The 15,252-nt window shown below is 30.5% G+C and carries 8 protein-coding genes and 1 riboswitch; of the genes, 7 read left to right on the top strand and 1 reads right to left on the bottom strand.

Going from position 1 to position 15,252, the window contains the following annotated elements; all coding sequences use genetic code 11:
- Positions 1–58 precede the first annotated feature (58 nt).
- From MARPI_RS04935 to MARPI_RS04905, 7 genes are all read left to right on the top strand, one after another.
- Positions 59–4,954: an outer membrane protein assembly factor BamB family protein gene (locus MARPI_RS04935; protein ID WP_014296491.1), complete on the top strand. Its 4,896-nt coding sequence runs from the start codon at positions 59–61 to the stop codon at positions 4,952–4,954.
- A 158-nt stretch (positions 4,955–5,112) separates the two neighbouring features.
- A complete protein-coding gene (locus MARPI_RS04930; RefSeq protein WP_014296490.1) occupies positions 5,113–8,460 on the top strand; it encodes an LVIVD repeat-containing protein in 3,348 nt (1,115 codons plus the stop codon).
- Positions 8,461–8,553: 93 nt separating this feature from the next.
- Positions 8,554–8,729, top strand: a riboswitch (cobalamin riboswitch).
- A 53-nt stretch (positions 8,730–8,782) separates the two neighbouring features.
- Positions 8,783–9,667, top strand: coding sequence for an ABC transporter substrate-binding protein (locus MARPI_RS04925; RefSeq protein ID WP_014296489.1), 885 nt, complete (start codon positions 8,783–8,785; stop codon positions 9,665–9,667).
- 59 nt (positions 9,668–9,726) lie between these two features.
- Positions 9,727–10,680 carry a FecCD family ABC transporter permease gene (locus MARPI_RS04920; protein ID WP_171814209.1) on the top strand — a complete coding sequence of 318 codons (954 nt, stop codon included), beginning with the start codon at positions 9,727–9,729 and terminating at the stop codon, positions 10,678–10,680.
- Positions 10,677–11,447, top strand: a complete 771-nt coding sequence (locus tag MARPI_RS04915; RefSeq protein ID WP_014296487.1) for an ABC transporter ATP-binding protein — start codon at positions 10,677–10,679, stop codon at positions 11,445–11,447. The genes MARPI_RS04920 and MARPI_RS04915 overlap by 4 nt, the downstream gene beginning before the upstream one ends.
- Before the next feature lie 77 nt (positions 11,448–11,524).
- Complete coding sequence (locus tag MARPI_RS04910; protein WP_014296486.1) at positions 11,525–12,640, top strand: KamA family radical SAM protein; 1,116 nt, start codon at positions 11,525–11,527, stop codon at positions 12,638–12,640.
- A gap of 539 nt (positions 12,641–13,179) precedes the next feature.
- Positions 13,180–14,403: an adenosylhomocysteinase gene (locus tag MARPI_RS04905; RefSeq protein WP_014296485.1), complete on the top strand. Its 1,224-nt coding sequence runs from the start codon at positions 13,180–13,182 to the stop codon at positions 14,401–14,403.
- 18 nt (positions 14,404–14,421) lie between these two features.
- Here the strand turns inward: MARPI_RS04905 and MARPI_RS04900 are convergent, their stop codons facing one another.
- On the bottom strand, positions 14,422–15,231 hold the full coding sequence (locus MARPI_RS04900) for a mechanosensitive ion channel family protein (RefSeq protein ID WP_014296484.1): 810 nt from the start codon (positions 15,229–15,231) through the stop codon (positions 14,422–14,424).
- Between the last annotated feature and the right edge of the window lie 21 nt (positions 15,232–15,252).

Here is a 15,252-nt window from a genome sequence, read left to right as displayed (position 1 = left end):
TCGATATATAATATAGAATAATAATTTAGAGATAGTATAGAAAATTGGAGGAATTGAAATGAAGAAAATTTTAAATCTTATAATTATATTACTGATGCTTTTTCTCTTTCAGGGATGTATATTTAAAAACAATCCCCCGAAAATATTGGAGATGACTCCACAAAATGGCGAATCTTTAACTGATAAAGAAGTTAAATTTTCCTGGAAGGCAGAAGATACTGATAATGATCTTCTGTATTATAATTTTTATTTATTTTCCAATACTGATAAAAAGGTAATAAAAGATATTAAGGAATATACAGAAACAGAAATTAATTTATCCCTTGATGAAGATAAAACATATTCATGGAAACTTGAAGCAGTAGATAAAAAAGGGAATTTAGATAGAAAAATTATTGAATTTAGAATTGAAAAAATCAATAAAAATCCTCCAACTAAAACTTTTTTAATAAATCCAAGAGATGGTGCAGAAGAAGTTTTTCCATATGAAATAAAGTTTCAATGGATTAAAAGTGTGGATTTTGATGGAGATAATGTTTATTACAATCTTTATCTTGATGAATCTACATCGCTTATAACACCGATTGCAACATATCTTACAAAAACAGAATATACCGTAAAAGATTTAAAGTTAAATACAAAATATTATTGGAAAGTAGTAGTTTTTGATTCAATGGGTGCAAGTGAAACATCAGATATATGGACATTCAAAACAGATGACAATACACCTCCTGTTGTTGACTTTCCCGCTAAAACATTTGTGATAAAAGAAAATGAAAAATTTGAATTGGATTTGAAAAATTTTGTATACGATAGAGAAAACGATCCAATAGAATACCATATATTAACAAATAATAAAGGTGCAATGATTGAAAGAAGTAAGTATATATTCAAACCAGATTATGATTTTGTAAAACATCCAGATTTAACAAAACAAATTCAGGAACAGATAGTGGTATCGGATACAAAAGAAAATTCACTGGGAGTTTTAAATATAATAGTTCAGGATGTAAATCAAACACCTGAAAATCCGGAATTTATATATCCAAAAAACAATTCAATAATTCCGGATAATATCAGATTAAATTGGAATGGAGTGGATAAAGATAATGATAAATTGAAATTCTCACTTTATATGGGTAATAATCCAATGTACTTATCTCCAATTGCCACAAATCTTGAAGATACATACTATGATATATCTCTTGAAAAGAATAAGGTATATTATCTAAAAGTAATGTCAGAAGATCCTTATGGTGAGAAAAGCTGGAGTGAAGTGTATAAAATAAAAACAACAAAAGAGCCCGTTTCCCTTGAATGGCAAAAAGAAATAGAAGATATAAAAGATATGTTTATCTATGATGAAAAAATTTATGTTATAACAAATGATAAAATATATAAATTAAATACAGATTCTTCAGAAAATAATATCATAGAAGTTGAAGGCCTTTTACCTGGTGGTATTATTTATAATGGAATTTTATATATTCCTTCTGAAAATGGTGAAATAAAGGTAATTGATTTAAGTAAATTCATTATTCAAAAAACAATATCTCTGGAAATATCAGATACTATTATAGGTTTAACAGCAGGTCAAAATACACTTTATATTACAGTTAAAAATGGTAATATAGTAGCTTATGATCTTTCTAGAGATACAGTAAAATTTAATAAAATATATGAAATTGAACCAATAGCTCCATTAACGATAATTGAAAATGGTAAAATGGTGATTTCGGGTAATTATGAAAATAGTGGGAAAATTATAATTACAAAACCACTTGGCAAGGTACTTTGTGAAATTAATTTATCAAATAAATTGACAGGTTCTATTATTTCTGATGAAAATTATAATTTGTATTTTGCAACAGGTGAGAAATTATATAGTTATACACAGGAAGGAGATGAAAATTGGGAAATAACTTTAAGTGATAATATATATGGTGAAGGAATTTATGATGGAGAGTATGTTTATGTTTTCGGAAATTCTAAAATATTTAAAATTTCAAAATCCGGAAAACTTAAAGCAAGTTATTCTATTGCTAATTTGTACAATAAGAGCAAAATAATTCATGGAAATAATATATATATTTTTACGAAAAACGGAATATACAAAAACTTTGAATCTACAAATAATAAAGATGAATTTGGAGAAATATTATCCTCATCTTTTAATGATGGATTGCTATTGGGAATTTCTCAGAATAATTTATATGCATTATCTATAATTCCCTCAGAAGAGGCTACAGATAATATATGGTGTCAAGACGGAAAAAATTCAGAGCATAATAGAAATCTATATAGTAGAAATAATCATCAACCTGAGAAACCTGTGTTAATTTATCCTGAGAATCAAAGAACAGAGGTTCCTATAAAAGTAACACTCTCCTGGAAAGGCGAAGATCCAGAAGATGATCCTTTGAAATATACTATATATCTTGCTCAGGAAAATGAAGAATTACAGGCTATTGGTACAACCGAAGCTACATATTTTAACATTACACTTGAAAATAATAAAAGATATTATTGGAAAATTATAGCTTCTGATGGAGAATTTGAAACAGAAAGCGATATATATTCTTTTAAAACAATTTTAAAGCCCGCAGATTTAAAATTTAAAAAATATATAGGTAGTGCAATTCAATCGCCTGCAATTTCTGAAGATAATACAATTTATTTTTCAACATCAGACGGAGCAATATATGCATTGGATACCTATGGGAATATAATATGGAAATATAATACAGAAGGCTTTATAAAAGCTCCTGTGGTGTTAAATCCAATTAATCAAATAATTATAGGTGATGAATTAGGTGAGTTATATATAATAAATCCAGATGGCACGTTATATGAAAAAACAGAGTTGGAAGGTCCTATATCAAAGCCTGTGTCTATTGGAGTGAATGGAGAAATATTCGTAGTAACGGATACAGGTATATTGTATAAATTTGGAGCGTTTGGCAACGAAATATGGAAAAAAGAATTATTTGGTAATGCAACTACAAATATAGTAGTTAATGGAAATAACCTGTATTTAGGTATTGGACAATTCCTGTATGGATTATCCAGCAATACAGGAGAAGAATTGTTTAAAATATCCTTTGCTCAACAGATTTCAACAGATTTATCCATGGATAAAAATGGAAACATATATTTTGGAACAAAAGAGAAAAAAATATATGGATATGATTTGTATGGAAATAAAATATTTGAAAAAGAATTAGATGAAGTAATTACAGGAAGTATAGTAGTTGATACAGATAATTCAATAGTATTTGTAGGCGAAAGTGGATATCTTTATAAATATTACTATATAACTGATATTCTGGAAAAAGATTTATATAATGAACAATTATATAATGTTACTCTTACAGGAGAATATAAATATTTAGGCGGTAAAAAAAGTTTTAGGGTAATAAACTCTACTGAAGAGTGGACGTATCAGGATACGGAGGAAACGCAGTTAAAATTAAAATCATCACCAAATATAGATGAAAATGGTGTTATAGTTTTTGGAACGTTAAATGGGTTCATTTATGGAGTATATGGCGATTCAATAGAGCTGAAAGATTCAGGATGGCCAATATATCTTGGAGATAGAAAACATACCGGAAATATTCATGCAAACTTAATCACAATGCCGGATAATAGACCTCCAATAAAGCCATATAATCCATACCCGGCAGATAAAAGTACATTAAGTTTAAAGACACTTACTTTGAAATGGGAATCATATGATCCAGATGGAGACAGCGTAACTTATGACTTGTATTTTGGAAATGTACAGGAGCCTGGATTAAAAGCAAAAAATATAACTGCTAAAAATTATGAAATTACAAATTTGGTTCCAGGAACATATTATTGGAAAGTAATAGCAAAAGATAGCGAAGGAAATATAACCTCAGGGCCATTGTGGGTATTTACAATAACAGAATCATCCAATGAAAATAATCCACCATTAGAACCAGAGTTGCTTGAACCAGCAGATAAAGCAGAAAATATTCCTACAACAGTAACATTAAAATGGCAGGGAAACGATCCGGATGGAGATACGTTAAAATATGATATATACATCTCAGATTCGCAGCAATTTACAACACCAAAAGAAAGCGACTATACAAATACCGATTATACAGTAACTCTTGATTCAGGTAAAACATATTACTGGAAAGTAGTTGCAAAAGACGGAAAAGGTGGAGAGACATCAAGTAAAACATATTCATTTACAACTGCTTTACAACAAAATACGCCGCCTGATAAGCCTGTATTGCTTTCGCCACAGAACAATGCAACAGATATTGAACCGGATATAACCTTACAGTGGAGTTGTAGTGATCCTGATGGCGATTCACTAACATATGATGTATATTTATCAACAGATCCAAATCTTTCAACACCATATAAAACAAATTTGGCCAATACATCATTAAGTGTATCCAATCTTCAAACTGGAGCAACATATTACTGGAAAGTAGTTGCGAAGGATGGAAAGGGTGGAGAAACATCAAGCGATACCTATTCATTCACAATAAAAGAAGATACAGGACCATTAGTTCCAAAACTTTATTTTAAAGATACAACGATACAATCAGGGTCTAAAGGTAATGTGATAATACACGGGCAGGTTATAGAAAATATTCAGGCATGTGATATAGAAATTACATATGATCCGGCTAAACTATCCATTACAGAAAACGATATAAAAGGTATAGGAGAATTAACTGGTAAAGGATTACTTATAAGCATTTCAAATGGAAAAATAAGCATATCTATTTTATCCTTAGGAGGAACCTTTAGTATAAATAATAGTGATATATTACAACTTACCTTTAAAGCAATTGGAACTCCTGGAGAAACAGAACTTAGATTTACAGATAACACAAAGTTTGCATCGGGAATAGATAACTATCTGGATATTGATATATCTGATGTAGGTAAGGTTTTAATACAATAACAGCGCCTTAAAGAGGCGTTGTTATTTTTTTTATTGAACCAAAAAAGATAATTTTAAGTCTAATATAATATCATATTAATAAAAAATAACATTAAAGATATTCAAAAAAAGGACGATAATCAGATTGGATGGAATATAAACCACATGGAGGTGAAATTATGAATATTAAACGGAAAGGATTTGTAATCCTGTTGGGGATAATGATAATTATCCTGTTGAGTAGTTGTTTTAAAAGAATTCCTGTTTCATCGTTGAATACCGATGAAGTCAGCGTAACTCTGGCATCAAATTACAATTTTTATTCTAATGTAAATGCTTCAGCTATTGAAATAGTGATCAATAAAAAAATACCAGAAGATGCATTTTTATATGATAAAGATAATTCAATAGCTATAATTAAACCAATGGATAATAAAACAATTGTATTATTTTCTAAAGCTCAAAGAGATATAACCAAAGGTGAAAAGCTATTTACATTAAAAAGAAAATATCTAAACCTTGAAACAGACAAGTTGGAAACAGAAGCTGCATTTTATGATGAAAAAAGTAAACGCGTTATCACAAAAGCTTCAGATCCATTTGAAGATGGCATATCGGTTACAGATAACCTTGCAATAAAATCAGGTGATCCAGCAACTGTTGCTATTCACATGAAAGGAGTTTCCGATACTCTTGCTCTGGAATTTGATGTTATGTTACCTTCAAATAATATTGTAAAATTCGATGATACAACAAATGCAACAGTGGAATATATAGGCAGTGAAAGTGCTCCTCAAATGATAGTTAAAGAAATTCCAAATGGATTAAGAATTTCACTTGTAAAAACAGATGGAATGAATTTTGAAGATGAAGATGTGTTGGAATTAAAATTAGTGGGTCAGGGAGATTCTCCAAAGACTCCAGGACAGATTACAATAACAAATTTAAGTGCAAAGGATTTAAACAATGCAGATATTAGTTATAGTGTATATGCTGGAGATATAGTTGTTTATAATCCTGTTCTTTTAGGTGATTTTGATAATGAAGATACGAGTAATGATGAGAGAGATAATAAAGTTGATTTAAATGACTTCCTTATTTTTGTAAAACATTATGGAACACAGCAGGGAGATACATTGTACTCAACACAATGTGATATATATCCTGCAGAAATTGCACCTGTTAAGGATTGGGTTGATGAAAATATTTATAGTGTGGCTTTTAAAGATGGGAAAATAGGAATAGAAGATTTTATTATCTTTGCAAGAAATTATAAAAAGAGTGTTCCTGTTGAAAATTCAATTCCAGAATTTCCATCAGATGCTGATTCAAATGTAACACCTTCAGATGAAGCGCAAAATGTGAATATTGGTACGGAAAATGTAACTTTCCCAGATGCCAGTGATGAAAATGGTGATGAGCTAAAATACACTGTATACATAGGAGTTGATAAAAATAATCTTAAGAGTGATACTTCATCATCGACAACGGTGAATATTCTTAAAATCTTAGGAGTGGATAAATTAGATAGAGGTAGAACCTATTATTGGAGAGTAAAGGTATCAGACGGAAAAGGTGGAGAAGATTGGATACCTTCTAAAGATGATTTCTATGAATTTACCACTTCAGGTCTGGATACATTGTTTGTAGCAGGAGGATATGAAGGAATATTTGTAATTGATATTTCTGATACTTCTGCTTCAACCCCAGCAACTGTTGCAAATTCAGTAAATACAGAAGGTTATGTATATAATTTATCTAAATTTGAATTTGATAGTAAAGAATATATAGCTGTTTCAGATGGAAATAACGGAGTAGCAGTTTATGAATATACACCATCAAGTTCAGCTTTAACAAAGAAAACAGATTCTTATTATTTTGGAAGTACTGCATATGATGTTCTTGAAACAACTGTAACAAGTCCATCTACAAAGGCATATATTCTGGTTGCAGCATCAACAGAAGGATTACAGATATTGCATTTTGATAATAGTGCAGGAGAATTATCTTACGTTTCAAGTATTTTAGGTTCTTCAGATGTAAGAGGATTGTACCAATCTGGAGATTATGTATATGTTGCTGCAAATGATGGATTGCATATTGTAGATATTAGCAATATTAATAGCCCAACAGAAATTGGTAGTTATGAAATAAGTGGTGCATTAAATGTATATGTTGACGGAAATTATGCATATGTTGCAGCGGGAAGCGGAGGAGTATATAAGATAGATATTTCAGATCCAGCAAATCCTTCAGAGGTTGCAAATGCAAGTATGGAAGCATATGATGTTAGTTACAAAGACGGTTATGTATATATAGCTGCAGGAACAAATGGAGTTATAAAATTAGATGGAAATACATTAAGCGAAGATTCAAAATATGATAGCGGTATTTATTATGTAGGTAATATACTTATCGATGGTGGAACTTTATTTGCTGGAAATAAGAGATATGGATTATTAATCTTAAATATTGATACTATGGAAAAAATTAATACATTGGATAATGGGGCTGTAGCAAAAGCCACAAAAACATTGGAAAATTATATTATTGTAGCTGATTCAGAAAATGGAGTAAATATTTTAGACGCAACAACATTATCCTTTACAACTGCAAAATCAACAGCATCAATACAGCTTGATGGAATTGCAAAGAGTGTTGAAGCTACACAATTAACAAATATTTTTGTATCCAAAGGGAGTTATGGAGTAGATGTATTAAAATTTGATACTTCAAATGGAAATCTTACTAAATTAAAGAGTTTACCTATTTTAGGAGAAGCTTATAATGTAACTATAGTTTCAACAGTTGTTTATGTAAGTTCCGGTAGTGGAGGATTAAATGTTTATGAAAATAGCGGAAATTATGATTTTGTAAACAGAGTTCAGCTTTCTGGAAAAATAGTAACTGATTCAGCAACAACTGATGATAATAGATTAATAGTTTCTACAACTGATTCTATTGAAATATATGATATTTCAAATCTTGGTGCCCCAACAACAAGTTCAGATTATAGTGGATATAATTTAAGTAATGGTAGTATTTTTGATATTGAAACAGCAACAATTGGTGCAACAAAAACGTATATATATGCAGCAGCTGGATCCGAAGGTGTAATAATTTTGAAATATGAAGGAGATACCAGTAGCGCAACGTTAACTAAATTAGGAAGTTCAAGATTTGATGATGCATTTATTACAGATATAACCTTAGATGGCACAGATACGCTTATATTATCTGCAGGAAATAAAGGTGTAATAATTATGAAGGTTTCTGATCCAACAGAACTTGGTGATGCAGATGCAAGAAATATAGGTGCAAGCAATGATTCAGACAGTGATGGAAATTACGTAGAAAATTCTTATGATACTCAGGGAAATACAACGTTTGTGGAAAAGGTAAATGATGGAACTAATGATCATTATGTTGTATCTGATGGCGAAAACGGCCTTGTAATATTAGATAGCAATCTTGATTTAGAAAAGGATTATAACTGGTTAAACTTTGAAGGTTTAGCTGCAAATTGATCTGTTATACCCCCGGGAATTTTCCCGGGGTTTTTTTATGGTTCTTTATATTCATGAAATTATATGATATAATATACTCGAAAAATAAAAAGTAAATAAAAATTCCTTTAAAGTGTAAGGGAAAGCGGTGAAAATCCGCTGCGGGCGCGCCACCGTGAGTGGGGACGAAACTGGCAAAGTAACGCCACTGGAATTGTTTATATTCCGGGAAGGCGCCAGGAGTAGGAAGATCCACAAGCCGGGAGACCTGCTTTAAAGGGATTTGTTCCATCTTCTCGCGAAAAGAAGATGGAAAATAGATTTTATATAGGAGGGATTATAGATGAAGAAGGTATTTTTGGCAACGCTGTTGTTATTATCTTTTATGGCATTTGCTTTTCAATCTGTGACACTTGTAGATGATCTTGGAAGGGTTGTTGTATTTGATAAAGAGGTAGAAAGGATTGTTGTAGCTGCACCAGCTATTTCTGATTTTATTGTAAAGCTTGGTGCTAAGGATAAAGTTGTTGGAGTTACTGATTTTGATTCCTATATTACAGATGTTGAGAAAATAGGAAATATGGTTCCGCTAAATGTTGAAAAAATTGTATCTTTAAATCCTGATGTTGTATTATTAACCGGGGGATTTCAGGAAGGGGAAGTTTCAAAGCTTGAAAAATTTGGAATAAAGGCTTTTGTTATAAATCCAACTACTTTAAATGAAATGTTCAGGGATTTATCTCTTGTAGGTGTAATTCTTGGGAAGGAAAAAACTGCACAGGATTATTCATTTAAGTTAAGACAGAGAATGTTGAATATAGCCAAAAATACATTTACATGGAAAGAGAAACCAAGAGTTATATATCTTTCTGCATATGGTAGTGTTTCACAGATGTGGACATGTGGAACTGGAGCATATTTAAATGAATTAATTGCATATGCTGGTGGTATTAATGTAACTGCTCCATATACAGGAAATAATGGATGGTTTGCAGTGGGTCCGGAATTTGTAATTAAGGAAGATCCTGATATAATTCTTGTTCCTTCATATTATCCTGGGGATAAAGGAGCATATGATTTAATTATGAATGCTGAACAATTTAAAGATATAAAAGCTGTAAAAAACAAGAAAGTATTTATCATAGACGGAAATAAGGCTTCTTTACCAAATACAGGATTAATAGACTTATTGGGAGAGCTAAATAAACTCTTCAGTGAAAATAGATGAAATTAATTAAATCGGGGAAAACTTCCCCGATTTTTTACCTGATTTCTGGAATTGTTTTAGTGTTTTTTTCTATAATTCTTTTTGTTTCACTTGGAACTATAAATATTCCATTTGTTGAGGTAATAAAAGGATTTTTTAATTTATCTGAAAATACATTGTACAATAGAATAATATTTAATTTAAGATTGCCTCGTGTTTTAGGAACATTGCTTATAGGGGCAATACTTGCCGTTGCAGGGAATGATTTTCAAATGATAATAAAAAATCCACTTGCAGATCCGTTTATTATTGGTATTTCTTCAGGGGCAAGTTTTGGAGCTATATTATACACCGCTTTAAAAAGTGTATATGGTCTTGAATTACCTTTTGGAATAGAGATGTTTTCGTTTATTTCAGCGATTATAGCAACATTTATTACCTTTTTATTAGCAAAAGAAGGGAAAAAAATTCCTGTTATATCTTTAATTTTAAGTGGTGTGATTGTTGGATTTACATTTAATTCAGTTTCGACATTATTGACAGTTTTATTCTGGCAAAATTTATTGCATATAAACTTCTGGCTAATGGGAAGTACAGGAAATATAGTCTGGGGAGATTTATATCTTCTATTGTTTTTTTTGATTTTACAAATTACTGTGAATTTTGTATTTCATAAAAAAATTGAAGTGGTAGCAATGGGAGACGATATTTCGGTTTATTCTGGAGTTAATCCCGAGAAAATAAAAATTTTAGTACTTTTAATTAATGTTTTTGCAGTTGCTGTTGTTGTTTCCAAAGCAGGGATTATAGGTTTTGTAGGTTTGATAATTCCACATCTGGTGAGGAAATTAACAGGTCCTGGAATTAGATATTCAACATTGGGATCTATTATTTATGGAGGAATATTTCTCGGGTTTGCCGATTTGTTTTCAAGATACCTTTTTAGACCTACAGAGCTTCCAATTGGTGTAACTACTTCTATAGTAGGGGCTCCTATATTCATAATTATCATGAAAAGAGGAAGAAAGATATGAGTATTTTAAAGATAAAAGATCTTATCTTTTCATATAACAATCATTTTAAATTGAATATTTCTGAAATGTATCTTGAAAAAGGTGAATTTGTTTCTATAATAGGGCCAAATGGTTCAGGGAAAACAACTATATTAAAACTTTTAACTGGTTTAGAAAAACCAATGAAAGGGAATATATATGTTGAAAATAAATCTATTTATGAATATTCCAAAAAAGAATTGTTTAAAAAGATTGCTGTTGTTCCACAGGAATTCTTTACATCATTTGATTTTAAAGTGGAAGATATTATTTCTTCTGGAAGAATTCCATATGCGGGTTTAGTATCAGTTGAGGAAAATAACAAAGTAATGGAAGAAACAATGAAAAAAACAAATACATATGTTTTTAAGAATAGAGTATATAATTATTTAAGTGGTGGTGAAAAGCAACGCGTGATGTTAACGCGTGCTCTGGTTCAACAGACCGATATTTTATTACTTGATGAATTTGTTTCTCAAATAGATCCAGGATTTACCCAGCAATTAATAAGAATGGTGAAAAATGAAGTTGTAGAAAATAATAAAGGAATACTGGCAATATTCCACGATATTAATATTGCATCATTGTATTCTGATAGAATATATATTTTAAAAAATGGTGAAATAAAGTATTCAGGAACGCCTGAAAAAGTAATTACCAGGAAAATAATGAAAGAAATTTTTGATATAGAATGTTTTATTGTGGAGCATCCTTTCAAAAATAAGCCACAGGTGATTTTTGAGTATTAATTTGATAAAAATTGTGAAATTTGATATAATAGAATTGAGTTATATTTATACAAAAAGAACGAAAGGAGGAGGATGAATTGAGTAAGGTAAAGTATTTAGTAAAAATTGATCAGGTGGAACAATTATCACAGGAAGAGAAAGAACAGTTAAAAAAAGTAACTGAAAAATACAAATTTAGAGCAAATGATTATTATCTTGGATTAATTAATTGGGAGGATCCCAATGATCCTATAAGGAATTTGATAATTCCGCAAATGGGTGAATTGGAAGAATGGGGAAGATTAGATGCATCCAATGAGAAGTCATATACCATAAGCAAAGGATTGCAGCATAAATATAGAGATACAGCTTTGCTTTTGGTAAATGATGTATGTGGAGGTTTTTGTAGATTCTGTTTTAGAAAAAGATTGTTTATAAATGTTGGTGCAGAGGTTGTTAGAGATGTAAGTGAAGACCTTGAATATATAAGACAACATAAGGAAATAACAAATGTATTATTAACAGGTGGAGATCCATTATTGCTTGCAACTGAAAAGCTGGAAAATATTATAAAACAGATTAGAGAAATTGAACATGTTCAGATTATAAGAATTGGATCAAAGATGGTTGCATTTAATCCACATAGAATTATTGACGATCCAAAATTAATTGAAATGATTAAAAAATATTCAACTGATGAAAAGAAGATATATATTATGACACAGTTTAATCATCCAAATGAAATAACTGATGTAGCAATTAAAGCTGTAAATATGTTATTAAAAGCAGGAGCAATTTTAGCCAACCAGACACCGTTAATTAAAGGTGTAAATGCTGATTATAAGACATTGGAAGCATTGTTTAAAAAGCTTTCATTTATAGGTGTTCCACCATATTATGTATTTCAGGGAAGACCTGTTGCTGGTAATAAACCATTTGCAGTGCCTGTTGAAGAAGGATATCAAATTTTCTTAAAGGCTATTATGAATGTTTCTGGACTTGCTAAGAGAGCTAAATTTGCTATGTCTCATGAAACAGGTAAGATTGAAGTTGCAGGACTTACAAAAGAGCATATTATCTTTAGATATCAAAGGGCACATGATCCTAATAATGCAGGTAAGTTTATGGTATATAAAAGAAATCCAAATGCATATTGGCTTGATGATTATAAGGAACTTGTTGAAGAATTCGTTGTTGAAAATCCACAACCATAATAAAATCCCCGGTTATTTTTTATAACCGGGGATTTTATTATATAAGTAAAACATAAAAGAAAACATGAATAAAAAGGTGAATGAAGGCTTGAAATTTCCCTAACGGAAATATTGTGTGAGCCGGAACAGCAAAAGTATTGTGAAAAATAAAAACGAATGAAGACTCGAAGAACGCCCGAAAAAACTGCGAATGAAGAGGGACAAAAAAACAGGATGTTTTTTTGAGCGCAGCTTCTGCAGGGATGCAGAATCTAAGCGACCCCGCGAATATGAGCAGTTTTTGAGGATCAGCGTTCGAGTTGTCTGAAAGAGTTTTTATTTTTCACAATTATAAGAAATTTCACCGCCTGAAGAAACCTTTTTAGGAGTGTTTTTTATAGAACAAGGATTAGAAATTCTTGCCGTCTGAGTGAATATTATTTTTCTACTTGAGGGAGTTTTTATTTTTCTCAATCAACACCACAAAAAGATTTTTGTTTATTGTAAAAATAGTGTATAATTTTAGTAAGGGATAAGATGAAAAACAGGAGGGGAAGAATATGGATTTAGTAGAATCAGGAAGAAAGAAGATTGAATGGGTTAAACAGCACATGAAGGTTTTAAATACTTTAAAAGAAATGTATATGGATGAACAACCTTTTAAAGGAATTAATGTGGCAATGAGTATTCATTTAGAGGCAAAAACAGCATATACAGCTGTTGTTTTACATGAGCTTGGTGCAAATGTTGCTATTACAAGTAGTAATCCTTTGTCCACGCAAGATGATGTTGCTGAAGCGTTGAAGACATATGGTGTAAATGTATATGCAAAAAGATCAACAGATGAAGAATTATATTGGAAAAATATAGATAAAGTTCTTGAAATTAAACCTAATATTGTTATAGATGATGGTGCAGATCTTGGAATTAGAATAGTTGAAAAATTTCCAGAATTGCTTGAGAATATTTGGGGGATTAATGAAGAAACGACTACAGGGATAAAGCGATATAAGGCGCTTTTAAATGATGGGAAATTGCCAGTTCCTGTAATAGATATAAATGATTCATATATGAAATATCTTTTTGATAATAGGTATGGAACAGGGCAATCAACATGGGATGGAATAATAAGATCAACCAATCTTACAGTAGCGGGTAAAAATGTTGTTGTAGCTGGATATGGCTGGTGTGGTAAAGGTGTTGCAATGAGAGCCAAAGGGTTAGGAGCAAGGGTAATAGTAACAGAAGTTGATCCAATAAAGGCAATAGAAGCTGTAATGGATGGATTTTCTGTAATGCCAATGGATGAAGCAGCAAAAATTGGAGATTTCTTTGTTACTGTAACAGGAGATATTGATGTAATAACTGAAAAACACTTTATGATGATGAAAGATGGAGTTGTTTTAGCTAATGCAGGACATTTCGATATTGAAGTAAAGGTTGCAGATCTTGAAAGAATAAATACAGAAAAGAAAGAGGTAAGACCGGGTGTAACTCAATATACAATGCCAAATGGAAATAAATTGTATTTACTTGGAATGGGGAGACTTGTAAATCTTGTAAATGGCGATGGACATCCAGTAGAAATAATGGACTTATCTTTCTCTTTACAATTAGAAGGTGCAAAATATATTAAAGAACATAAAGGCGAAATAGAAGTTTCTGTAAGACCTGTTCCTTATGAAGTGGATTTAAATATTGCGAAGATAAAATTAAAGACTATGGGAATAGATATAGACGAATTAACTCCTGAACAAATTGAATACTTAAATAGTTGGAAATAATAAAACAACGCCAACCGATTAAAGGTTGGCGTTGTTTTTTAAGTTAACGTCTATTTGAGTAAATGGAATTTCTATATTATGTTCATTAAGTAATTTATGTATTTCTGCTGCAATTTTATTTGGATTTTCGAAATAAACTTCTTTTTTAAGCCAGAATTTTAAAGAAAAGTCAATTGATGATGAATTAAATCCAGAAAATAAAACCCATGGTTTATGATTTTCATCTCTATATATTAAAGAGGAAGAATTTAAATATTCATCTATAATATTAAGGAATTTATTCAGGTCTGTATCATAAGAAACTCCAATATTTATCTCGTTTCTTCGTATGTCTTCAGGCCAGAAATTTGTTATTGAACTGTTCCAGATTGTTTTGTTTGGAATTCTTATAAGTTTTCCATCAAAGGTTTTTAGTATTGTATGATTCAAGTCTATTTGATCTATTATTCCAGATATTCCATTAACTTCAACAATATCTTTTTCTTTTATTGTTTTTGAAAACATTAATAATATTCCACAAATAAAATTAGATAAAGGTTCTTGAATTGCAAATGCCACAATAACACCTGAAACTCCAAGTCCTGTAAGAAACGGCATAAAATCTTTAAATATGAGGGATAATATAATAAAACCACCAAGGGTATAAGATACTATATTTGTTAATACTTTTAACGTATTTTTATATTCAAGTTCTTTTCCCGTTTTTTCTGTTACGGTAACAATAGTTTTATATGCAATTTTGGAAAAGTATTTTGAAAGAAATAAGACTATAATACTTATTCCTATACGTATTGCATAATCTACTATTAGATTAACATCGATATTCATATTATATCCCCCAATTAATTA

Source organism: Marinitoga piezophila KA3, assembly GCF_000255135.1.
Taxonomy (GTDB): Bacteria; Thermotogota; Thermotogae; order Petrotogales; family Petrotogaceae; genus Marinitoga; species Marinitoga piezophila.
Note: the sequence above shows the minus strand (reverse complement) of the source record. Positions and strands in the feature narration are given on the sequence as shown.

Excerpts from the sequence above, each read along its gene's own strand:
- MARPI_RS04900 (WP_014296484.1), bottom strand. The coding sequence starts at position 15,231 with ATGAATATCGATGTTAATCTAATAGTAGATTATGCAATACGTATAGGA.
- MARPI_RS04915 (WP_014296487.1), top strand. The coding sequence starts at position 10,677 with ATGAGTATTTTAAAGATAAAAGATCTTATCTTTTCATATAACAATCAT.
- MARPI_RS04930 (WP_014296490.1), top strand. The coding sequence starts at position 5,113 with ATGAATATTAAACGGAAAGGATTTGTAATCCTGTTGGGGATAATGATA.
- MARPI_RS04925 (WP_014296489.1), top strand. The coding sequence starts at position 8,783 with ATGAAGAAGGTATTTTTGGCAACGCTGTTGTTATTATCTTTTATGGCA.
- MARPI_RS04935 (WP_014296491.1), top strand. The coding sequence starts at position 59 with ATGAAGAAAATTTTAAATCTTATAATTATATTACTGATGCTTTTTCTC.
- MARPI_RS04905 (WP_014296485.1), top strand. The coding sequence starts at position 13,180 with ATGGATTTAGTAGAATCAGGAAGAAAGAAGATTGAATGGGTTAAACAG.